Source organism: Micromonospora sp. NPDC049679 (genome assembly GCF_040659735.1).
In the GTDB taxonomy this organism is placed as follows: Bacteria; Actinomycetota; Actinomycetes; order Mycobacteriales; family Micromonosporaceae; genus Micromonospora_I.
This window is the reverse complement of record NZ_JBFANZ010000005.1, coordinates 110,176-130,009: the sequence shown is the minus strand read 5'-3', so window position 1 is coordinate 130,009 and position 19,834 is coordinate 110,176. Positions and strand designations below refer to the sequence as shown.

Sequence of the window (19,834 nt, the reverse complement as noted above, 5' to 3'; positions counted from 1 at the left end):
ATCGATGCAGTTGCATCCTTCGCTGGCGCTGGCGCTGGCGCTGGCGCCGTGTCGGGACGAGCCCGGGCGCGGATCGCCGGGACGGGCTCGAGCATGCGCAACCGCGCCCGGCTGTCGTGGACGTTCCCGCACGGGCCTCCCACCGAGAGCCCCAGGTCGCCACCGGCCGCGCGCCCGCCGACGTGATTGTCACCACTGTGGACACACGTGTGGCACTGACGACACCAGTTGTCCGCCCGCGTCCGCGCCACACCGCCGTACCCGGCCACCGTCACCGACATGGACCTCCCGCCGCCGGACCGATCCGTCGGCCGACGCGGACCTGCGCGCCCACCTGCGCATCCGCGATCCGCCGCCAGTGGCGGCCACCCGCGATGGCGGGTCGACACCGTGTCCTTCCACTTCGCGTGCAGCCGCCCGGAAGCACTGACGACGCGAGCTCGGCGATGGCCTGTCTCAGCCCCGCCGACGACACCGGCCCCTTGATCCAATAGCCTCCAGCGCGTCTCGGTGTGAACCCGGTGTCGACGCCCCGGGCAAACCCCGCCGTCCGTTTTCAGGAGGACCATGAGCACGTCTCTGCGCATTCCCCAGCCGAAGCCGACACCGCTGGTGGGGAACCTGCCCGACCTCGACTCGGAGAAGGGCGTCCTGGGGCTGGTGGAGCTGGCCGGGGAGTACGGGCCGATCTATCGGCTGCAGATGCCCGGCAGGGACATGATCGTAATCAGTTCGCAGGAACTGGTCGATGAGCTCTGCGACGAGAGCCGGTTCGACAAAATGCTGAGCGCACCGCTACGACAGGTGCGTGACTTCGCCGGGGACGGCCTGTTCACCGCCGAGACATCCGAACCGAACTGGGGCGCGGCGCACCGCATCCTGATGCCCGCATTCGGACCGGCGGCGCTACAAGGGATGTTCGACGGCATGGTGGACATCGCCGACCAACTCCTGCTGAAGTGGGAACGCCAGGGCCCCGGCCAGCGCATCGACGTCGGAGACAGCACGACGCGACTGACGCTGGACACCATCGCGCTGTGTTCGTTCAGCTACCGGTTCAACAGCCTCTACTCGGATCACCTGCATCCCTTCGTCGGCGCCATGGTGCGATCCCTCGTTGAGTCCGGCGACCGGACCAGACGGCTGCCGCTACAGAACCGGCTGATGCTGCGCGCCCGGCACCAGTACGAGGAAGACAAGCGCCTGATGCATGAGGTCGCCGACCATCTCATCAACGAGCGGCGGCGCCATCCCCTGCCCGCGGGGCAGCAGGACATCCTCGACACGATGCTCACCGCCACCGACCCGCGCACCGGTGAGCACCTGTCCGACGAGAATGTGCGCTACCAACTGGTCACGTTCCTGATCGCGGGCCACGAGACCACCAGTGGGATGCTCACATTCGCGCTCTACGAGCTGCTGCGCCACCCGGAGATTCTCGCCCGCGCCCGCGAGCACGTGGAGCAGGTGCTGGGCGACCATGCGCCGCGATTCGAACACCTCGCCCGGCTCACCTACCTCGATCAGATCCTGAAGGAGACGTTGCGGCTGTGGCCCACAGCCCCGGCGTTCGCCGTGCAACCGCACGAGGACGAGACCACGCTGGGCGGGCGCTACCGGGTGCGCCGGGGACAGATCCTGGTGGTGCTCACACCGACGCTGCATCGGGACCCGGCCGCGTGGGGTCCCGACGCGGAGGCCTTCGATCCGGACCGTTTCGCGTTCGACCGGGCGCAGCAGTTGCCGCCCAACGCGTGGAAGCCGTTCGGCAACGGTCAGCGCTCCTGCATCGGCCGCGGATTCGCCCTGCAGGAGGCCACGCTCTTCCTGGCGATGCTGCTGCAGCGCTTCGACCTCTCCGCGGCCGACCCGCACTACGAGCTGAAGATCAAGCAGACGCTGACGATCAAGCCCGAAGGCCTGTTCATCCATGCCCGTCGCCGCGACACCGACATCGTCAGCGGCCCCGTCACCCATCGAACCACCCCGCGGTCCGAGGCGGCCCCGGCCGCGGCCAACGGCGTTCCACTCCGGGTGCTCTACGGATCCAACGCCGGCACGTCCGAGGCCTTTGCCCAGCGAATCGCCAACGACGCCGGACTGCGCGGCTACAGCGCCACTCTCGGCACCCTCGACAGCGCGGCCGCGAACCTGCCGACCGACGGCGCCGTCGTCATCGTCACCTCCTCCTACGAGGGGCAGGCCCCGGACAACGCCCGCGCGTTCCTGTCCTGGGTGCAGGCACTGCCCGACGGAGCGCTCGACGGCGTGCGCTACGCCGTGTTCGGATGCGGCAACAAGGACTGGGCGCGCACCTACCAGGCCGTACCCGCGGCGGTCGATCAGCATCTTGCCCGTGCGGGGGCGCGGCGGCTGGTCGAGCGGGGCGAGGCGAACGCGCGCGGGGACTTCTTCGGCGACTTCGAGGACTGGTACGCCGGATTCTGGGGCCCGGTCAGCACCGAGTTCGGGCAGGATGCGCAGGCTCCCGCCGCCGCACCGCTGCTGCACGTCGAGTTCGTCGGCGCTACCCGCGACCCCCTCCTACGGCAGAACCGGCTGCAGATGGGCACCATCGTCGCCAACCGGGAACTGGTCGACATGAGCGCCCCGTACGCCCGCTCCAAGCGGCATATCGAGATCGCCCTCCCCGAGGGCGCCAGCTACCGGGCCGGCGACTACCTCGCCGTCCTGCCGCTGAACCCGGCAACCGTCGTCGACCGCGTGCTGAGCCGCTTCGGGCTGGCGTACGACGCCCAGACCGTCGTCAGGGTCGGCGAGGGCAGCCAGACGTTCCTGCCCACGGACACCCCGGTCACCGCGGGCGAACTCATCGCCAGCTACGTCGAGCTCTCCCAGCCCGCCACGCGCAAGCAGATCGAACAGCTCGCCGCCGCGACCCTCTGCCCGCCGGACAAGCAGGCCCTGCACGCTCTCTGTGACGACGCCGCGGCCTACACCACCGAGGTGCTCGACCGGCGCGTCACCGTCCTGGACCTGCTCGAACGGTATCCCTCGTGCCAGCTCGCGTTCGCGTCGTTCCTGCAGATGCTCGCTCCGCTGGCACCCCGGCAGTACTCGATCTCCTCGTCCCCCCGGTGGAGCGAGGATCACTGCACGCTGACGGTGGCGCTGCTCAACGCGCCGGCCATGTCCGGCAGCGGCACCCACCAGGGCGCCGCGTCGACGTACCTCGCCCACGCCCGCCCCGGCACCAAGGTGCCGGTCACGGTCCGGCCCTCGAACGTGGCCTTCCATCCCCCGCAGTCGCTCACCACCCCCATCGTCATGGTCTGCGCGGGCAGCGGGATCGCGCCGTTCCGGGGGTTCCTCCAGGACCGCGCCCTGCAGGCCCAGGCGCAGAACACCACCCCGGCGCGGACGCTGTTGTTCTTCGGCTGTGACCACCCCGACGTCGACTACCTCTACCGCGACGAGCTCGCCGCCTGGGCCGAACAGGGCGTCGTCGAGGTTCGTCCCGCGTTCTCCGCCGCGCCGGTGGATGGCGTCACGTACGTACAGGACCGGCTATGGGCGGACCGCGCCGACATCATCGACCTCGTCCAGGAGGGCGCGCAGTTCTACGTCTGCGGCGACGGCCGTCACATGGCCCCCGCCGTCCACGAGACCTGCGCCCGCATCTACTCGGAGGCGACCGGAGCCAGCGCCGAGCAGGCCGACGCGTGGATGACCGAAATGGAGCTCGAGCACGGACGGTACGTCGCCGACGTGTTCGCCTGATCCAGCCAGGATCGATGCCGTCACGGGTGCCCGCCGGGCTCCCCGACCCGCCGACCGCGAGGTCGACGACTCCCGTTCCACACCCGCGCGCGGGTGCGGAACGGGTCAGGGTCGAGGGGTCCGGCGGCACGTGGTCGCCGGCGGGAGCTCGGACACGCGTCCAGATCGGTCGGTGGCGCCGCCCGCGCATCATGAAAGGGTGCTACGTCTCGTACTGAATCTGCTCTGGCTCGTGTTCGGCAGCGGCATCGTCCTGGCCATCGGCTACGGGATTGCCGCGCTGATCTGCTTCGCCCTCGTCATCACCATCCCCTTCGGCGTCGCGGCGCTGCGCCTGGCGTCGTACTCGCTGTGGCCGTTCGGCCGCACCTTGATCACCAAACCCACCGCCGGCCTCGCTTCCGGGGCAGCCAACGTCGTCTGGGTCCTCGTCGCCGGGTGGTGGCTGGCCCTGTCCCACATCGTCGCCGGCATCGCCCAATGCGTCACCGTCGTGGGCATCCCCTTCGGCATCGCCAACTTCAAACTCGTCCCCGCCGCATTCTGGCCGCTTGGACGGGATGTCATCGAGACCGATAGTCCGCACCGCCTGACGAACCCCTGACCGCACCACCCGCGCAAGCGATCACGCGTCACCATCGACTGTTCTGCCAACCACGGCCCCAGGGAAAGACCGCCATCGTCCCACCGTTGAAGAGGAGCAGGAACGTGGAAGTGACCGGAGTCTTCACCGCCATCATCATCGGTCTGTTCATCGGTGCCCTCGGCCGCCTCGTCGTACCCGGCAAGCAGGACATCCCGATCTGGCTCACGCTGCTCATCGGCGTCGTGGCCGCCATCCTCGGCACCCTCCTCGCCGCGGCCCTCGGCGTCGACGACACCGGCGGCATCGACTGGATCGAACTCGCCCTGCAGGTCGTCTTCGCCGCCGTCGGTGTCGCCGTCGTCGCGGGGGCCCGCGGTCACCGCGCGCCGTGACCTTCCGCCGGTAGCTCAGCTGGCCCGACGACCTGCTCGGGCCAGCTGAGAACACCGTCCCGCGGGACGACGTACCGCCACGCGCCCCGAACCGGATCGCTCCCTCAGCTGGCTGGCCGCGCCCGACCCGTCACAGGAGCAGGTTCAGCAGCAGGACCCCGATGAGGCCGACGACCGAGATGATCGTCTCCATCACCGACCAGCTTTTGATCGTCTCACCGACGGTCATCCCGAAGTACTCCTTGACCAGCCAGAACCCGGCGTCGTTGACGTGGGAGAAGAACACCGAGCCGGCGCCGATCGCGAGGACCAGCAGCGCGACCTGGGGCCGGTCCAGCGCGGCGGCGAGCGGGGTGACGATGCCCGCGGCGGTGATCGTGGCGACCGTCGCGGAGCCGGTGGCGAGCCGGATGCCCACCGCGACCAGCCAGCCGAGCACCAGGGTGGAGAGGTGGGCGCCCTCGGCCGCGTCGGCGATCACGTTTCCGACGCCGGCGTCGACGAGGGTCTGCTTGAAACCGCCGCCGGCCGCGACGATCAGCACGATGCCCGAGATCGGCGGGAGCGCCCCGCCCACGGCGTCGGAGACCCGACCGCGACTCATGCCGGACGCGGCGCCGAGGGTGAGCATCGCGACGATCGTGCCGATCAGCAGCGCCACGACGGGGTTGCCGAGGACGTCGAGGACGTCGCGGACGTTGTTGCCCTTGTCGAGGAGGAGTTCGCCGACCGCCCGGGCGAGCATGAGGATCACGGGCAGCAGCACGGTCAGCACGGTGGGCGCGAAGCCGGGCCGCCGGCGCCGGTCTCCGGTCGGCACATCGCCGCCACCAGCGACGCCCGGACCGCCGCCACGGCCCGCGTCGCGGCGGCTGGCCGGCGTGGCGACGCTGTTCGGATTCCCGAGATCGTCCTCGGCCTGCGCCGCGCCGAGTTCTACCACCTCCCCACGCGCGACCAGGATCGGCGGCCGGGCGGAGACGTACCTGCTGATGAACGAGCCGAACACCGAACCCGCGATGATCACCGTGGGGATCGCGAGCAGCAGGCCCAGCGCGAGCGTGAGCCCCAGGTCTGCGTTGAGGGCGGAAATCGCCACCAACGGCCCCGGGTGCGGTGGCACGAACCCGTGGAGCACGGACAGACCGGCGAGCGCGGGAATGCCCAGACGCAGCAGCGGCACGTCGGTGCGCGTGGCAACCAGCAGCACGATCGGCACCAGCAGCACCACGCCGACCTCGAAGAAGAGCGGGATGCCGATGAGCGCCGCGGCGCCGGCCATCGCCCAGGGCAGCGCCCTGGACGATGTGCGGCCCACGATGGTCTCGACGATCTCGTCGGCGCCGCCGGAGTCCGCGAGGAGGCCGCCGATCATCGCCCCGAGCGCGATGAGCAGCCCGACGCTGCCGACCGTCGAACCGACGCCCTTGGCGAAGCTGTCGACGGTCTTTGCCGCCCCGAGCCCGGCGACGAGGCCGAGCACGGCCGATCCGAGGATGAGGGCGAGGAACGGATGGACCTTGAGCCACGTGATGAGCAGGACCACGGTGGCGATGCCGAGGAGCGCGGCGACGACGAGAACCGTGTTGCTCGTCGAGGCCTCGGCGGCGAGCTGCATCATGGCGCCTCCTGGGACGTGGCGAGGGTGGTGGGACGCTCACGCCCCAGCGCCTCCAGGACGTGATCGACCACGATCTCCGGCGGCACGTCGCCCGGGATCGCCGTCCCGGGCTCGTCCGGCTGCAACGGCTCGAGCGTGTCCAGCTGGCTGTCGAGGAGCGAGGCGGGCATGTAGTGCCGGCGTCGCTGGACGAGCCGATCACGCAGCACGTCGCGCGGGACGTTCAGATGCACGAACCACACGGACGGGTTGTCCTTGCGGAGCAGGTCCCGGTACGCGCGCCGGAGCGCCGAGGAGGTGACGATCACGTTCTTCCTGGCGACCTGGTGGTCGTGGATCCAACGCGCGATCGCCCGCAGCCACGGCCACCGGTCTTCGTCATCGAGCGGACGACCGGAACGCATCTTCTCCACGTTGACCGTGGGGTGGAAACCGTCCCCCTCGGCGTAGTCCCACCCGAGCCGACGCACCAACTCCATCGCCACGGTTGTCTTCCCGGCGCCGGCCACCCCCATGACGACGACGGTGGTGGTCGGCGGCGGCGGCGCTGGAGGGTCGGCCATGCGCGGGGGTACCGACCCGGGTGGGCGTCAAACCAGTCCGAGGCATTTTTCTCCACCGACGTGTCGGACGCGGGGCGGCGACCACGCTCCCCCGCGATCACCGTCCGTCGGTCGGTCCTGCGACACGGTCGGGGTGACCAGCCGGGGTGATGCCGCGCCGGTGCTCGCCGCGCGTCCCCGGGGTGCGGCAATATGTCCGATCCGGCCGATCAGCACCAGATGATCAAGATGTATCGTACGAATGCGATGACGTCCGAGCGCGGCGGCGGGGCGCCGTGTGCCATACCCGACCCGCCGCACGCGATGCCCGAAAACCGACGCCGCCCCGCCCTCTGCCGTCATCGTCCGGGGCAACGCGCCGCACCGGACGTGGCGACGGGCCGGCTGGAGCGAGCCATTGACATACTGCGAGGACCGACCAGATGCACGACCGGGCATTGACGTGGTTTCGTGAGCGAAGCTCGACGTGGCACGACTGGCCGCTGGACCGCTTACTCGACGGCAAGTTCCGTCAGGGCCTGCGGATCAGCCTGGTGATTCCCGCGCGGGACGAAGCGACAACCATCTCCGAGATAGTGACCGGGCTGCACACGGCTCTCGTGAAGGACGCTCCGCTGCTCGACGAGCTCGTCGTCATCGATTCCAACTCCAGTGACGCCACGGCGACACTTGCCGAGCGGTCCGGCGCGACGGTGTATCGAGCCAGTGACATCCTCCCCGAACAGGGCAACCACCACGGCAAGGGTGAAGCACTCTGGAAATCACTCTTCGTCACCAGCGGCGATCTGCTGGTCTTCGTTGACGCCGACCTCACCCAGTGGGGGCCGCACTTCGTGACCGGTCTGCTCGGACCACTGCTCGCCGACCCCGGCACGCTGCTGGTCCGGGCCGCCTACACCCGACTTCGTACCGGGACCGACGGTTCGACCTCACCCGACGGCGGGCGCGTCACGGAGCTGGTGGCACGCCCGCTGTTGAGCCTGTACTGGCCGGAGCTGGCCGGCGTCGTGCAGCCGCTCGCCGGGGAGTGGGCGGCCAGGCGCGAGCTCATGGAATCGCTGAGCATCCCGGTCGGGTACGGAGTCGAGATTTCCACGCTTGTGGACACCGCGTCCCTGCACGGCATCGACGCGATCGCGCAGGTTCACCTCGGCGCACGCGCTCACCGGCACCGTACCGATGCCGACCTCGCACTCACGGCGGCTGAGCTGCTGGCCGTGACCGAGCACCGGAAGACCTCACCCGCCCGGTCGCCGGGCGCCACGGAGCTGCACCAGTTCGTGCAGGACGGGGCCTGGGTGCGTCCACACAGCCGACCGGTACCGAGCTACGAGCGCCCCCCGGCCGCCGGTGTTTCCCGCGCCGCCCCGGGCAGCGATCGGAGCTCGGCATGACACGCCGATCGGCGCGCGGACGACGGTGACCCGGGCCGGGTGCCCAGCATTGTGAGACGGCACACCAACTTGCCAAGGTGGAAAACTTGCCAGCTTGGCAAGATCTGCTGTTAGTGTTGGGCGCATGACCGGTGAGATGAGCCTTCGCGAGCGCAAAAAACTCGCGACCCGACTCGCGCTCAGTCGCGCCGCGCTGCGACTCGCCGTCGAACATGGTCTCGATTCCCTGACGCCGGAGGCCATCGCCGAGGCCGCCGACGTCTCGCCACGCACCTTCCGCAACTACTTCTCCAGCAAGGAGGAGGCGATCGTCGCGGAACTGCAGCAGCGCGTCACCGACATCGCGGACGCGCTGCGGTCGCGGCCGGCCGACGAGCCGATCTGGCAGTCGTTGCGGGCCGTGGTGGGCACGGTGATCGAACCGCCGAGGCAGGAAGAGCACCAGATCGTCGCCTTCATGCGGCTGGTCAAGGACAATCCCGCGTTACTGGCCCAGCACCTGACCGTCTTCGAAGCCATGCACCAGCAGCTCGTCGAGCTCATCGCCGAGCGCACCGGCACCGATGCCAGGCGCGACCTCTATCCCGGACTCCTCGCCGCCGTTTCGGCCTCCTGTTTCAAGACCGCCCTCGACATGTGGTCGGAGGGGTGCAGCGACGCGACGCTGTCTGACCTCATCGACGACGCTTTCGACCAGGTCAGCCACGGCCTGCCCGTACCATGATCAGCGTGTTCGCCGGCTTCATCCTGTCGCCGGAGTCCGCCACCACGGCGCACGTACGCCGCGTCCCTGCGCGCCCCCGCCCGGTGCGCGAGCTGCGGCTGGTGGCCGCCCTGTTCGCCGCGTACAAGCTCGGCCGGCTCGCGATCGACGGCAACGTGGTGACGGCGGTCGGCAACGCCAGCGCGGCGCCGGCATGACCGCGACACTGACGGCCGTCGCGCTGTCCGTGCTCTCCGCGATCGCGTACGCGCTCTCCGCCGTCGCCCAGGAGCGTTTCGCCGCACGGTCACGCCGCCCGGCGAACCCCTGGGCGCTGCTCCGCTCCGCGCGCTGGTGGGGCTCCGTCAGCCTCAACGCCGGCGGCGCCGTCCTGCACATCGTGGCGCTGCGATACGCCTCGCTGGCCGTCGTGCAACCTCTCGGCGCGCTGACCCTGGTCCTCGCGCTGCCCATCGGCGCAGCGGTCACCGGACGGCGGGTCACCGGACGCGAATGGCGGGGTGCGACAGCCACCCTCACCGGACTCGGCGGACTGCTGCTCGCCGTCGACACCGGGGCACCCACCGAAGCACTCGACACCCCCGGGATCGTCGCACTCAGCGTCCTGACCGCCGCCGCCATCACGGTGCTGGGTCGCGCCAGCAACGCGTCCGCCCGTGCCCGTGGCCTGCGCCTCGCGACCGCCAGCGGGATCGCCTTCGGTATCTCCTCGGTGCTCACCCAGACCGTCATGCTGCGCCTCACCGACCCGGCGTCAGGCGCGATCCCCGACGCCACGACCGCCGCCACGGCAGCCGCGGTCGCCGTCCTCTCCGTCGGCGGGCTGCTGCTGTCGCAGGCCGCCTACCAAACCGGACTCGGCGCCCCACTGGCCACCCTGACCATCGCCAACCCCGTCACCGCAGCGGTGGTCGGATTCGTGCTACTCCGCCAGAACACGGCACTGACCCCGCGCGCGACGGTCGTCGCCGTACTCGCCACGGCGCTCGCCATCCTCGGTGTCCTGCTGCTCGCCACGCCCGCCACACCCGCGATGCGCCGCCCCTGCAACACCCGGCGGCTACCGCGGCGACCTGCCTTCCACCGGTCGCGCAGACCCCGCGAGCGGCGCGTACCGGGACGCACCACCGCGCCCACGCCGGCCCGCCGATCACGGAACCCGTGACGTCTTTTCCGAGATCGCCCGCGCGAGCTCACCTGCACCGGGACCACGTTCGACACGTCCGTCGAGCCGAAGAAACGGCGCGTCACGCAACCGTTCCCCCGACCGTACGAGTCCTTGACGTATGAGAGGTCGCGCTCTTCTGCTCACCGTGCTGGCTCTGCCCGTCTTCGCCGCGTGTGACGATCCGGCACCCACAGATCCAGGCGCGCCGCGTTCCACACCCCCGGGGGCGCTGCCCGTCCGGCCGCTGCGACTGCCCACCGTCGCCGCCGGCGCCGAATGTCCGACGACCCCTCGCCAGTCCTGGTCGGGCCCCGGCGTGGCGACAGCGGTGCTCGGCGGGGGCCCGCTGTACCCGGTGGCCGACTACTTCATGGAAGGTACCGTCCTGGAACTGCGGGACCAGGACGCCGGGTCCAACGGCAGCTACGTGAAGAAGGTCCGTTGGATCAGCACCGGCTACATTGGACCTGTCCTCGTCCGGGCTGGCCGGATCGACGGTAAGGGAACCGCGAGCGTCACGTTCTCCTACCGCGGCGAGGAGCGCGACGGCGGCCACTACGCCGACCTGAGCACGTCGGAGAACGACATACCGGCAACGACAGTTGTCGACGGGCCGGGTTGCTACGCCTACCAGGTCGACGGCGCCACCTTCAGCACAACGATCGTCTTCCGTGCCGCCCGGGAAGGCGCCGTGGGCCGCCCCGGGCTTCGCGACCGTCCAGCTCCGATGCGGGGCGTCGGCTGAAACGCCAGCCCATCTGAACGACCGCCCTCCGGCCGAGGAGGGTCGCGCTCACAATCGGACTTCCTGCCCCGGCCAGCGGGACCGCAACCAGCGATCATGGCTGGCCATCACGACGGCGCCGGGACCCGTCCCGAGAGCCTCTTCCAGTTCGTCGCAGAGCCCGGGTGCGAGGTGGTTGGTGGGCTCGTCCAGCAGCAGCAACTCGGGCGGGTCGGCCACCAGCAGCGCCAACGCGAGCCGACGCCGCTGGCCGACCGACAGCTCACCGACCGGCCTGCGTGCGTCGCGCGGGGCGATCAGGCCGAGGGAGCCCAGCGGTACGGACCCGGCGCGCTCGGCGCCCAATTCCAGCTCGTAGGTCTCCTGGGCGGTGCGGTCCGGCCGGTCGAAAACGGTGTCCTGGGTCAGCAGACCGACCCGCAGGCCCCGCCGCCGGCGGACCTCACCGGCAGCTTCCAGCCGCCCCGCCAGCACCGCGAGCAGCGTCGACTTGCCGGTTCCGTTCGCTCCGGTGACCAGCAGACGGTCGGTGGCCGACACGTCGAGGCGGTCGAGGGTGAGTCGACCCGGCACCCGGACGTCACGGAGCGCCATCACGATCCCGTCGGTGGCGGTGGTGGCGAACGCCGGCGCCCGTAAACGCAGCGGTTCCGGCGGTCTGCGCACCTGGTCGCGCTCCAGTTCGTCGAGCCGACGGGCAGCGTTGCGAACCCGCCGCGAGATCTGGTTCTGCACCCGGCCGGCGGTGTGCCCGTAGCCCATCTTCTCGCTGTCCCGCGGGCCGTGGCCCGGCGCGACCTGACGCGCGGTCACCGCGACCACCCGGCGCAGATCGTTCAGCTCTTCCTGTTCGTCGTCGAAGCGCCGCTGCCAGCGTTCCCGCTCGGCACGCTTCTCCGACTGGTACGCCGTGTAGTTGCCGCCGTAGCGGGTCGGGCCCTCCACCGCCGGGTCGAGGTCGATCAGGTCCGTGCAGGCGGCGTCGAGGAAGGCCCGGTCGTGGCTCGCCACCACGACGACGCCGGGCAGGCCACGCAGCTGCGCTTCCACGAAGGCCGCGGCGTCGTCGTCGAGGTGGTTGGTGGGCTCATCGAGCAGCAGCGCCGTGGGGCGCCGGACCAGGAGGGCGGCGAGCGCGAGCCGGCCGCGCTGTCCGCCCGAGAGCGACTCGAGCGTACGGTCGTGCGGAATCCGCCCGAGGCCGAGTCCCGCGAGGACGATCTCCGCACGCCGGTCGGCGTCCCACGCGTCGTGCTCCTGAGCGCGGTCGAGCCGCTCTCCGTACGCGCCGAGCAGGTCGGTGTATCCGTCGAAGCCCTCCGGTGTCGCGGCGAGGGCGTGCGTGAGTCGGTCGAGTTCAGCGAGGTCGTCGCGGGCTTCGCGCAGGGCGTCGTCGAGCACGTCGGTGATCGTCGCCGCTGGGTCGTACGGCATCTCCTGGTGCAGGAAGCCCAGGTCGGCGGGGCGCACGACGGTGCCGGCGTCCGGCTCGTCCGCCCCGGCGAGCAGCCGTAGCAGCGTCGATTTCCCGGTGCCGTTCTCGCCGATGAGCCCGATCCGGTGGCCGGGGGCGGCGGTGAGGGAGACGCCGTCGAGCACGCGGCGGGTGCCGAGGGTGCGGACGAGGTCATGGGCGAGCAGAGCTGATGCGGGCATGCAACACCACCGAAGAGATACATCTCTGTTGCCCGCCGGGCAGTGCCTCGTCGCGGGCGCGGAAGTGTCAGCGGCTCACATCCCCTCCACCATAACCGCGAAGCGAAGAGCCGTACAACCGATGTGACGACCTGATCGTCGTGGCCCTCGGCGACATCGATGCCCGCGGTCGCGATGACGGGCCACTCCTTGTCGGTCTCGTTGGCGCTCATCGGTTCACGCGGTACCGCGCGAGGGTTTCGGATCGCACCCAGGCCTCCCCGCTCGAGCTCGAGGTGACCACCTCACTCGGGTTCGGCACGGTCGCCCGTCCGATACAGGAGTTTCTCGATACCCCGCTGATGCGCGCGGGCGGCAGCGTCGACTGAAGCGGCGGCTAGCGGCTTTGCGCGGCGTTCCGGGTGTGCAGGGCGGCACGGTCGGCGGCGGCCCGGCCGGAGTCCCAGCCCTCGCGGCTGTCGACCCGGCTGCCCCGGGCCCGGACCGTGCGGGGGAAGACGCTGCGCATGACCTCGTGAACCTGCTCGTCGCGGGAGGCGAGCACCGGCAGCAGGTCGGGCGCGTCGGCGGTCCCGGCCTCGCCGGAGGTCCGGGTGGCGTCGGCCAGGGCGGCCTCGGCGGCACCGGCCAGCCGCTCACCGATCCGCACCGCGAACGCCACGAGGAAGGACTGCCGGAACGTCTTCAGCCGGGCCCGGCCCGCCTTGCCGCCAGGCGGTTCGGCTTGTGCCATCGCCCGGTGCGCCTGCAGCAGCAGCGAGGTGTGCAGCAGGTCGACCGCGTCAATGTCGGCGTCGAAGCCGAAGACGGTAGCGAATCCGAGCTCTGGCGACCATACCGCGTGGCAGCGGTTGGCCCGGGCGACGGCGTCGAGCAGGGTCGCCTTCTCGTCCTCGTACGGATGGTCCACGCCGATCCGCCGCGCGAAGGGCACGACCTCCGCGCCGCCGCCCCGCGCGACCAGCAGCGCCTCGTCGAGGCTGTGTCGGGCGACGAGTTCCTGGGCCTTGGCGGTGTACGTCTCCGCCTCCGCCGGGTACGTGCTCGACTCGGCCTTGGCGAGCAGTGCACGCACCCGGTCCAGGAGCCGCACGTCGATCGGCCGGCGTGCACCCGATCCACCGATGCCTGAGCGGTGGCCGCGAGGAAGGGCGGTTCCGGGCGGCGGGACGAGCACCTCGATGGGCGGCAGTTCGGACAGGGTCGCGAGCAGGGTCAACACCACGTCGAGTACGGCCACCCGGTCGAGCTTCCAGCGGGTGGCGATCTCGTCGAGGTACGTGGCGGGGTCGGTCCACCAGACGTGCGCGCCGAGCGCGTCGGCCTGTCCCAGCCACCGCTCGTCGACGGCGGCCGGGGGGAACTGCCGCAGGTGCGCGGCGACCGCGTCTGTCACCAGGTGGGCGTGCATCGTGTCGCCCCGTCGGGCAACGACCCGGTGCAGCTCGACCGGCTGCCAGCCGCCCTGCCACAGCGCGGTGAACGCGTCGTGGAGGACGGCGATCAGCACGGGGTCGACCTCAGCCGACGGTATGACGGTCAGCGCGTCCAGCCCGCGTTCGTAGCCGATCGCCCCGTTGAGTACCGCGCTGATTCTCTCCCGCACCGTTGTCACCCGGACAAGGTTACGGAGCAGGTACGGCGACCGACGGATGGTGTGATCAAGCTGGTCGCCTGCGGAACCAGAAAAGCCGGGGAGCGCGGGCCTCAGCCGTCGGTCGGTCCCGCCGTGGCGGTGATCAGCGTTCGCTACCGGACCATGCCCCGGGTACGCGCCCCCTCTCCGTTGCGTGTCAGGCCGGCTGGTGCGCGAGTGCCTGGCCGAGGATGCGCGCGCCGGCGGGGAAGGCTGCGGGGTTGGGCCCTGCGTAGTTGAGCCGTACGAACGGTCCGGTGGGTTCTGCGGGAAACCATTCGGTTCCGGGGGCGATGATCAGTCCGGCTTTCTCGCAGTCGTACGCGAGCTGGTGGACGTCCGTTCCGTCGGGAAGGCGTACCCACAGGTTCAGGCCTCCTGCCGGCACGTGGTCGATGTCTGCTCGTGGTGCGTGCTCCTGCAGGGCGGTGGCGAGAAGGTCGCGCCGTGTGCCGAGTTGCTGGTGCAGGCCGCGGAGGTGTGTGCGCCAGGCCGGTTGGGTGACGATGTCGAGCGCCGCGGTTTGGAGCAGGCTGCTGACATACATCGACTCGGCCCCGCGATCGGCCAGGATCCGTTCACGCGCCGGTCCGCGGGCGATTACCGCGGCGACGCGGATGGCCGGGGACACGCTCTTGGTGAGCGAGCGCAGGTAGACGACGTGTCCGCGGTCGTCGTGGGCGGCCACGGGCGTCGGGGTGCTGGTGATGCCGAAGTCGTGTGCCCAGTCGTCCTCGACCAGGAACGCGCCGTGCTCGCGCACCACCTCGAGTACCTGCCCATGCAGTGCCGTCGGCCATTGCGTTCCGGTGGGGTTGGCGTAGTTCGGTTGCGCGTAAAACAGGCGTGCGGCCGTCTCGCGGAAGGCGCGTGCCAGTTCGTCGGGGTCCGGGCCGGCAGGGCCGGTGGGCACCGGCACGACGAGGACGCCGGCTTGCTGTGCGGCCAGGATGGCTCCCCAGTACGTCGGGGACTCCATCAGCAGGGGTTGCCCGGTCCCTGCCAGGGCGCGGAACACCGAGCTCAGTCCGCTCTGGCTTCCGGGGAGAATGATGACGTCGCTGGGTGTGGGTGGCGTGACCCCAGCCGGGGTCACGGCGCCGAGCTCATCGGCGAACCAGGACTGCAGTTCCGGCAGGCCTGCCGCGGGAGGGCGGGTCAGGGCCGCGTCAGCGCGCGCTGCACGCGTGAGGGCTGAACGGATCAGACGCCCCGGGAGAAGTTCACGGTCGGGGTAGCCCGCATGCAGGGCGATAACGTCGTTGGGAGTGCTGCGCAGCGCGGTGGAGACCGACTGGATGCGCGTTCGGGGTGAGCGCAGGGCCGCGGTCTGCCAGCCGTAGTCGGCCGGTCGCGCGGTGCGCACCGCTCGGATGAACGTGCCGACCCCGGGGTGAGTCTCGATGAGCCCTTGGACGGTGAGGGTCCGTAGCGCATTCTGCACCGTTACCGGGCTTGCCCCGTACTGGGCGACCAGCTCTCGCGTTGAAGGCAGCCGGGCACCAGGCACCGCCGTAGCGATCCATTTCCGCAGACCTGCGGCAATCCGGGAGCTGCTACCGTCATTCATGAGAGATCAGAGTAGCGCTACTACGGTTGCGGACCCTGCGGTATCGGATACCCGCACATCGGGCCTGTGGTGGGGACTGCTGGGAGTAGCGGCCTTTTCGTTCACGGTCCCTCTTACTCGGGTGGCGGTGGGCGGACTTTCGCCGCTGTTCATCGGCTCTGCCCGGGCGGTTGTGGCGGCGGCTCTGGCCGTCGTGGCGCTGGCCGTCACCCGCCAACGGCTGCCTCGTGGTGCGCAATGGCCCCGACTCGCCGTGGTCGGTGGTGGCGTCGTTGTCGGCTTCCCGCTGCTGACGTCGTTCGCACTCACGAGCGCGCCAGCCAGTCACGGTGCGGTCGTCATCGCCATGCTGCCGGCTGCCACGGCGGTGATGGCCGTCATTCGTGGGCACGAGCATCCACCGGTCGGGTTCTGGGTCGCCGCGGGCGTCGGCGCGTTCGCCGCGATGGCCTTCGCGTCCGCGCAGTGGGGTGGCTTGGGTCAGCTGCACTGGGGCGATCTGCTGCTTTTCGGCGCGGTGGTGTCCGCGGCCGTCGGTTATGCCGAAGGAGGCCTGCTCGCGCGCGAGCTGGGCGCCTGGCAGACCGTCTCCTGGGCGCTCGTCCTGTGCTCGCCGCTGATGGTGGTCCTGACGGTGGTTTCGGCGGCCCAGCAGAGCCAGCAGGGGACTTTGGTGCAGTGGGCGGCCTTTGGCTACCTCGGCGTGGTCAGCATGTTCCTCGGCTTCTTCGCCTGGTATCACGGCCTGGCCATCGGGCCGATGGCTCAGGTCAGCCAGGTGCAACTCGCCCAGCCCGTCATGAGCATCGCCTGGGCAGGTCTGCTGTTGGGCGAGCACATCACCGGGACCACGATCGCCGGAGGCCTCGTCGTCATCCTGTGCGCCGCAACCGCGGTCCGCGCGCGGCTCGGCACCACCCGGCGACAAGCAGACATGACCGGTGATGCCGGCGAGCTGCGCCGGCCCGTCCGCGACCGCCACGATCGCGCGGATCCCCGTCCCACGTGAACTCGAACCCCCATTCGGGCCCGTTCGGCAGCGACCCCAGGGTGGCCGGCATCGCCTTCGCCAGCGGCCCCTACCCCTGAGGCTCGAAGCCATCCGCCAAGACGAGACGGCCGCAGCAGACGCTCATGCAGTCGCGGCAATGGTTGCGCATCAGCGCACGATGGAACGCGCGACGCGGAATCCCAGGTCGTCGATCTGGAAGGTCGGCATGCTGCGGCGCCGCACGGAGGCCCGGCAGCTCCAGCGCTCATCAAACCACCCACCGCCGCGGAGCACCCGGTAGGTGCCGTAGACCTCGGCGTCGTAGATATCCCAGCACCACTCCCAAACATTGCCCAGCATGTCGTACAGGCCCCACGCGTTGGGCTGCTTGCCGCCCACCTCGTGAATCCGCTCGTTCGAGTTGCCGCGATGCCAGGCGATCTCGTCGAGCTGCCCGTACCGCGCGCCGGTCGTACCGGCACGACACGCGTGCTCCCACTCGGCCTCCGTCGGTAGCCGGTACCCGTCAGCGGATGCGTCCCACTGGATACGTTCGACGTCACCATGGTGGCGGTACGCCGGCGCCAACCCCTCGTGTTCCGACAGGGCGTTGCAGAACCGGACGGCGTCCAACCACGAAACGCCCTCGACGGGCAACTGGTCGCCTTGCGCGGTGCTCGGTCGCTCACCGGTGACCTGCGCGTATCGCGCCTGCGTGATCGGGAACACCGCGAGCTGGTATGCCGCGAGCTCGACCGGCCAGCTGCGCTGCGTTCGCCGGTCCGACAGCGTCACCCGCCCCGACGGGATCGCGATCATCTCGTTTCCTGCGTTCGTCTCCATCGGCCGGTCACCCTACCGACGTCTGTCCTCGATGCCGCGCCACGATTGAGGACGCTCCTCCCCTGCCTCACCCGGTCGCGCACCGGTTTGTTCGAGGGCGCTGTCGACTCCGCCGCGACCGCCGCTCGACGGGACAAGGTCACGGATCCGCCGGGCGCGGGGGTTGACCAGCCACCGTCCGCCGACCTCAACGGTGGGGACGGTCTCGTTACCGTCGGCGACAGCGCGCACGGCGGCCGCCGCGGGCGGATCACGCCAGATGTCGACCTCGGTGAAGGGCACGCCGTACCGACGCAATCCACGGCGCAGCAGGAAGCAGTACGGGCATCCCGGTCGGGTGTAGACGGTGACCTCGGGACGCGCGATGCTCGCCCCGCGACGTTCGGCGGCCATGTCCCGGTCAGCCCATGAGGCCGGCGATGGCGCGCAGCGCCGCCACATGCCGCGTGTAGGCCGCCGTCCCGTCGTCGGACAACGACAGCCACGTACGCGGTCGCCGACCGACGCGCCCCTTCTCCACCTGGACGTAGCCCGCCTTCTCCAGGAGTGCCACCTGCTTCGAGAGCATGGGATCGCTGATCTCCACACTGTCGCGCACCGCGGCGAACTCGGCGCGCTGGACGCCGGCGAGCGCGGCGACGATCGAGAACCGGACCGCATGGGTCAGCAGATCGTCCAGGTCGCGGCGCGGATGGCTGAGGCCACCGTCGTGGCCGGTGTTGCCGTCCTGTTCCTGGCTCATGCCCGCCGCTCCCGCAACGCCCCGATGAGCATGGGCAGTGCGACGACCACGCTGGCGGGGAGCCAGTACGTCAGGTCGCCGGACTTCTCGTCGGTGCCCACGGCCAGCGCGACCCCGTAGAAGGCGAAGCTTCCGATCCAGTACGGGGTGATGCGCGCGCGGGTCCCGGCGAGGTGGACGAGGCGACTCCGCTCCCACACCGTCATCCCCCCTACCAGCATCAACCATCCCGCCAGGACGGCTGCCCCGACCAGCTTCGACTCGACCAGGCCGATGGTGGCCGTGACCAGGCCGATGCCGACCCCGAACACGGCGAGCTTCGTGCTCGCCCAACGCGCCCGTGAGCGCAACCGCCGGGACGTGTTCGTGGCGGAGAGTAGGGCGGCGCGGGCCGCGTCGGGCGTCATCTCGTTGTCCATGCACACCACTCTGGCATCTACTTACCGTATTGGCAAGCAGTTGCCGTTCTGGTGGCTCCACTCGTCGGTCCGGTCCGTCGAGCACCGCCGGACTCTCCGCTCGGTGCGGTCCGTCAGATTCCGCGCCGACGGCTGCCAACTCGCCATGCCAACATGATCGCCGGTCACCCCGGCACGCCCGCCAGGTCGTCGACGTGCCGGAGGGCCGCGTGCGTGGTCTCCGGTGTTGCGGGCAGGAGCGGCAGCCGTACCGCGGGGCTCGGGATGCGGCCCTGCGCGTACAGAACCGCCTTGATCACCGACGGATTGGGTTCGGCGAACAACGCGGCCGACAGCGCCGCGAGCCCGCGACCGAGGGACCGCGCTGCGACGAGGTCGCCAGCTCGCCACAGCTCCAGGAGCCGGACGAACTCGGCGGTGGCGACGTGCGCTGAGGCCAGGATGCCGCCGTGCGCGCCGAGGGCGAGCAGCGGTGAGATGAAAAGGTCGTCGCCGCCGAGCACCGCGAAGCCCGGCGGGGCGGCGGCGAGGAAGGCGATGGTGTCCGCGTCGATCCCACCCACGGCGTACTTGATCCCGACGACGCCGGGCAGCTCGGCGAGCCGCCGCAACGCATCCGCCGACAGTTCCTGCCCGGTGCGGTAGGCGACGTGGTACGCGACCAGCGGCACCGGACTGACCTGCGCCAGGTGAGCGAAGTGGGCGAGCACGCCCGCCTCACCGGGTCGGACGAACGGCGGCACCACGCAGAGGGCCGCGGACACCTCGGGTCGATCACGCAGCGCGCGGAGCGCCTGCACCGTGTCGGCCCCGACCACGAGATGCGCCGCGCGTTCCCGACAGACCGAGGCGACAACGTCGACCACTTCACCTCGCTCCGCCTCGCTGACGGCCGCCGCCTCCCCGGTGGTGCCCAGTGCGACCACACCCGCGGCTCCGGCGTCCAGCACCTGGTGGGCGAGGGCTTCCAGCGCATGCAGCGCGACGGCTCCGGAATCATCGAACGGCGTGATCAGCGGGACGTACAGGCCGGTCAGTGTCAT

General features: G+C 70.6%; 19 protein-coding genes. 9 read left to right on the top strand and 10 right to left on the bottom strand.

The genetic code is table 11. The annotated features are described in order from the left end of the window. Positions 1-567 precede the first annotated feature (567 nt). From AB0J06_RS05620 to AB0J06_RS05610, 3 genes are all read left to right on the top strand, one after another. The gene (locus tag AB0J06_RS05620; RefSeq protein WP_357424972.1) at positions 568-3,741 is read left to right on the top strand and encodes a cytochrome P450; all 3,174 of its coding nucleotides are present in this window, start codon (positions 568-570) and stop codon (positions 3,739-3,741) included. Between the two features lie 199 nt (positions 3,742-3,940). Further along, on the top strand, positions 3,941-4,345 hold the full coding sequence (locus tag AB0J06_RS05615) for a YccF domain-containing protein (protein WP_357425073.1): 405 nt from the start codon (positions 3,941-3,943) through the stop codon (positions 4,343-4,345). A gap of 104 nt (positions 4,346-4,449) precedes the next feature. After that, on the top strand, positions 4,450-4,719 hold the full coding sequence (locus AB0J06_RS05610; RefSeq protein ID WP_357424970.1) for a GlsB/YeaQ/YmgE family stress response membrane protein: 270 nt from the start codon (positions 4,450-4,452) through the stop codon (positions 4,717-4,719). Positions 4,720-4,849: 130 nt separating this feature from the next. Here AB0J06_RS05610 and AB0J06_RS05605 read toward each other — a convergent pair whose 3' ends face one another. Both AB0J06_RS05605 and AB0J06_RS05600 read right to left on the bottom strand, forming a co-directional pair. Further along, positions 4,850-6,340, bottom strand: coding sequence for an SLC13 family permease (locus AB0J06_RS05605; protein ID WP_357424968.1), 1,491 nt, complete (start codon positions 6,338-6,340; stop codon positions 4,850-4,852). Continuing rightward, entirely contained in the window at positions 6,337-6,903 is a 567-nt protein-coding gene (locus AB0J06_RS05600) for a gluconokinase (protein ID WP_357424966.1), read from the bottom strand. The genes AB0J06_RS05605 and AB0J06_RS05600 overlap by 4 nt, the downstream gene beginning before the upstream one ends. Positions 6,904-7,325: 422 nt before the next feature. Between AB0J06_RS05600 and AB0J06_RS05595 the strand changes: the two genes are divergently transcribed. From AB0J06_RS05595 to AB0J06_RS05575, 5 genes are all read left to right on the top strand, one after another. Then, positions 7,326-8,297 carry a glucosyl-3-phosphoglycerate synthase gene (locus AB0J06_RS05595; RefSeq protein ID WP_357424964.1) on the top strand — a complete coding sequence of 324 codons (972 nt, stop codon included), beginning with the start codon at positions 7,326-7,328 and terminating at the stop codon, positions 8,295-8,297. A 124-nt stretch (positions 8,298-8,421) separates the two neighbouring features. Then, entirely contained in the window at positions 8,422-9,021 is a 600-nt protein-coding gene (locus AB0J06_RS05590; RefSeq protein WP_357424962.1) for a TetR/AcrR family transcriptional regulator, read from the top strand. 5 nt (positions 9,022-9,026) lie between these two features. Then, positions 9,027-9,218 carry a hypothetical protein gene (locus AB0J06_RS05585; RefSeq protein ID WP_357424960.1) on the top strand — a complete coding sequence of 64 codons (192 nt, stop codon included), beginning with the start codon at positions 9,027-9,029 and terminating at the stop codon, positions 9,216-9,218. Beyond that, a complete protein-coding gene (locus tag AB0J06_RS05580) occupies positions 9,215-10,186 on the top strand; it encodes a DMT family transporter (protein WP_357424958.1) in 972 nt (323 codons plus the stop codon). The genes AB0J06_RS05585 and AB0J06_RS05580 overlap by 4 nt, the downstream gene beginning before the upstream one ends. A 148-nt stretch (positions 10,187-10,334) precedes the next feature. Beyond that, positions 10,335-10,934, top strand: a complete 600-nt coding sequence (locus AB0J06_RS05575) for a hypothetical protein (protein WP_357424956.1) — start codon at positions 10,335-10,337, stop codon at positions 10,932-10,934. 48 nt (positions 10,935-10,982) lie between these two features. On the opposite strand, the gene AB0J06_RS05570 is transcribed toward AB0J06_RS05575, so the two are convergent. The 3 genes from AB0J06_RS05570 to AB0J06_RS05560 all read right to left on the bottom strand — a co-directional run bounded on the left by AB0J06_RS05570 (position 10,983) and on the right by AB0J06_RS05560 (position 15,796). After that, entirely contained in the window at positions 10,983-12,590 is a 1,608-nt protein-coding gene (locus AB0J06_RS05570) for an ABC-F family ATP-binding cassette domain-containing protein (RefSeq protein WP_357424954.1), read from the bottom strand. 376 nt (positions 12,591-12,966) lie between these two features. Beyond that, positions 12,967-14,205 carry a DUF2786 domain-containing protein gene (locus AB0J06_RS05565; protein ID WP_357424952.1) on the bottom strand — a complete coding sequence of 413 codons (1,239 nt, stop codon included), beginning with the start codon at positions 14,203-14,205 and terminating at the stop codon, positions 12,967-12,969. Positions 14,206-14,383: 178 nt separating this feature from the next. After that, positions 14,384-15,796: a PLP-dependent aminotransferase family protein gene (locus AB0J06_RS05560; protein ID WP_357424950.1), complete on the bottom strand. Its 1,413-nt coding sequence runs from the start codon at positions 15,794-15,796 to the stop codon at positions 14,384-14,386. Between AB0J06_RS05560 and AB0J06_RS05555 the strand changes: the two genes are divergently transcribed. Continuing rightward, the gene (locus tag AB0J06_RS05555) at positions 15,795-16,805 is read left to right on the top strand and encodes a DMT family transporter (protein WP_357424948.1); all 1,011 of its coding nucleotides are present in this window, start codon (positions 15,795-15,797) and stop codon (positions 16,803-16,805) included. The two genes, AB0J06_RS05560 and AB0J06_RS05555, sit on opposite strands and share 2 nt — an antisense overlap. Positions 16,806-16,955: 150 nt before the next feature. Here AB0J06_RS05555 and AB0J06_RS05550 read toward each other — a convergent pair whose 3' ends face one another. The 5 genes from AB0J06_RS05550 to AB0J06_RS05530 form a co-directional block, all read right to left on the bottom strand. Further along, complete coding sequence (locus AB0J06_RS05550) at positions 16,956-17,630, bottom strand: formylglycine-generating enzyme family protein (protein WP_357424946.1); 675 nt, start codon at positions 17,628-17,630, stop codon at positions 16,956-16,958. 12 nt (positions 17,631-17,642) lie between these two features. Next, complete coding sequence (locus AB0J06_RS05545) at positions 17,643-18,023, bottom strand: glutaredoxin domain-containing protein (RefSeq protein WP_357424944.1); 381 nt, start codon at positions 18,021-18,023, stop codon at positions 17,643-17,645. A gap of 7 nt (positions 18,024-18,030) precedes the next feature. Beyond that, the gene (locus AB0J06_RS05540; RefSeq protein WP_357424942.1) at positions 18,031-18,372 is read right to left on the bottom strand and encodes a transcriptional regulator; all 342 of its coding nucleotides are present in this window, start codon (positions 18,370-18,372) and stop codon (positions 18,031-18,033) included. Continuing rightward, entirely contained in the window at positions 18,369-18,791 is a 423-nt protein-coding gene (locus AB0J06_RS05535) for a hypothetical protein (protein ID WP_357424940.1), read from the bottom strand. The genes AB0J06_RS05540 and AB0J06_RS05535 overlap by 4 nt, the downstream gene beginning before the upstream one ends. A gap of 164 nt (positions 18,792-18,955) precedes the next feature. Next, positions 18,956-19,834 carry a dihydrodipicolinate synthase family protein gene (locus AB0J06_RS05530; protein ID WP_357424938.1) on the bottom strand — a complete coding sequence of 293 codons (879 nt, stop codon included), beginning with the start codon at positions 19,832-19,834 and terminating at the stop codon, positions 18,956-18,958.

Bases quoted from the DNA above. Each gene is read 5' to 3' on its own strand.
- AB0J06_RS05590 (WP_357424962.1), top strand. From the start codon at position 8,422: ATGACCGGTGAGATGAGCCTTCGCGAGCGCAAAAAACTCGCGACCCGA.
- AB0J06_RS05600 (WP_357424966.1), bottom strand. From the start codon at position 6,903: ATGGCCGACCCTCCAGCGCCGCCGCCGCCGACCACCACCGTCGTCGTC.
- AB0J06_RS05570 (WP_357424954.1), bottom strand. From the start codon at position 12,590: ATGCCCGCATCAGCTCTGCTCGCCCATGACCTCGTCCGCACCCTCGGC.
- AB0J06_RS05530 (WP_357424938.1), bottom strand. From the start codon at position 19,834: ATGACACTGACCGGCCTGTACGTCCCGCTGATCACGCCGTTCGATGAT.
- AB0J06_RS05545 (WP_357424944.1), bottom strand. From the start codon at position 18,023: ATGGCCGCCGAACGTCGCGGGGCGAGCATCGCGCGTCCCGAGGTCACC.
- AB0J06_RS05555 (WP_357424948.1), top strand. From the start codon at position 15,795: ATGAGAGATCAGAGTAGCGCTACTACGGTTGCGGACCCTGCGGTATCG.
- AB0J06_RS05535 (WP_357424940.1), bottom strand. From the start codon at position 18,791: ATGGACAACGAGATGACGCCCGACGCGGCCCGCGCCGCCCTACTCTCC.
- AB0J06_RS05580 (WP_357424958.1), top strand. From the start codon at position 9,215: ATGACCGCGACACTGACGGCCGTCGCGCTGTCCGTGCTCTCCGCGATC.
- AB0J06_RS05560 (WP_357424950.1), bottom strand. From the start codon at position 15,796: ATGAATGACGGTAGCAGCTCCCGGATTGCCGCAGGTCTGCGGAAATGG.
- AB0J06_RS05620 (WP_357424972.1), top strand. From the start codon at position 568: ATGAGCACGTCTCTGCGCATTCCCCAGCCGAAGCCGACACCGCTGGTG.
- AB0J06_RS05605 (WP_357424968.1), bottom strand. From the start codon at position 6,340: ATGATGCAGCTCGCCGCCGAGGCCTCGACGAGCAACACGGTTCTCGTC.
- AB0J06_RS05550 (WP_357424946.1), bottom strand. From the start codon at position 17,630: ATGGAGACGAACGCAGGAAACGAGATGATCGCGATCCCGTCGGGGCGG.
- AB0J06_RS05595 (WP_357424964.1), top strand. From the start codon at position 7,326: ATGCACGACCGGGCATTGACGTGGTTTCGTGAGCGAAGCTCGACGTGG.
- AB0J06_RS05540 (WP_357424942.1), bottom strand. From the start codon at position 18,372: ATGAGCCAGGAACAGGACGGCAACACCGGCCACGACGGTGGCCTCAGC.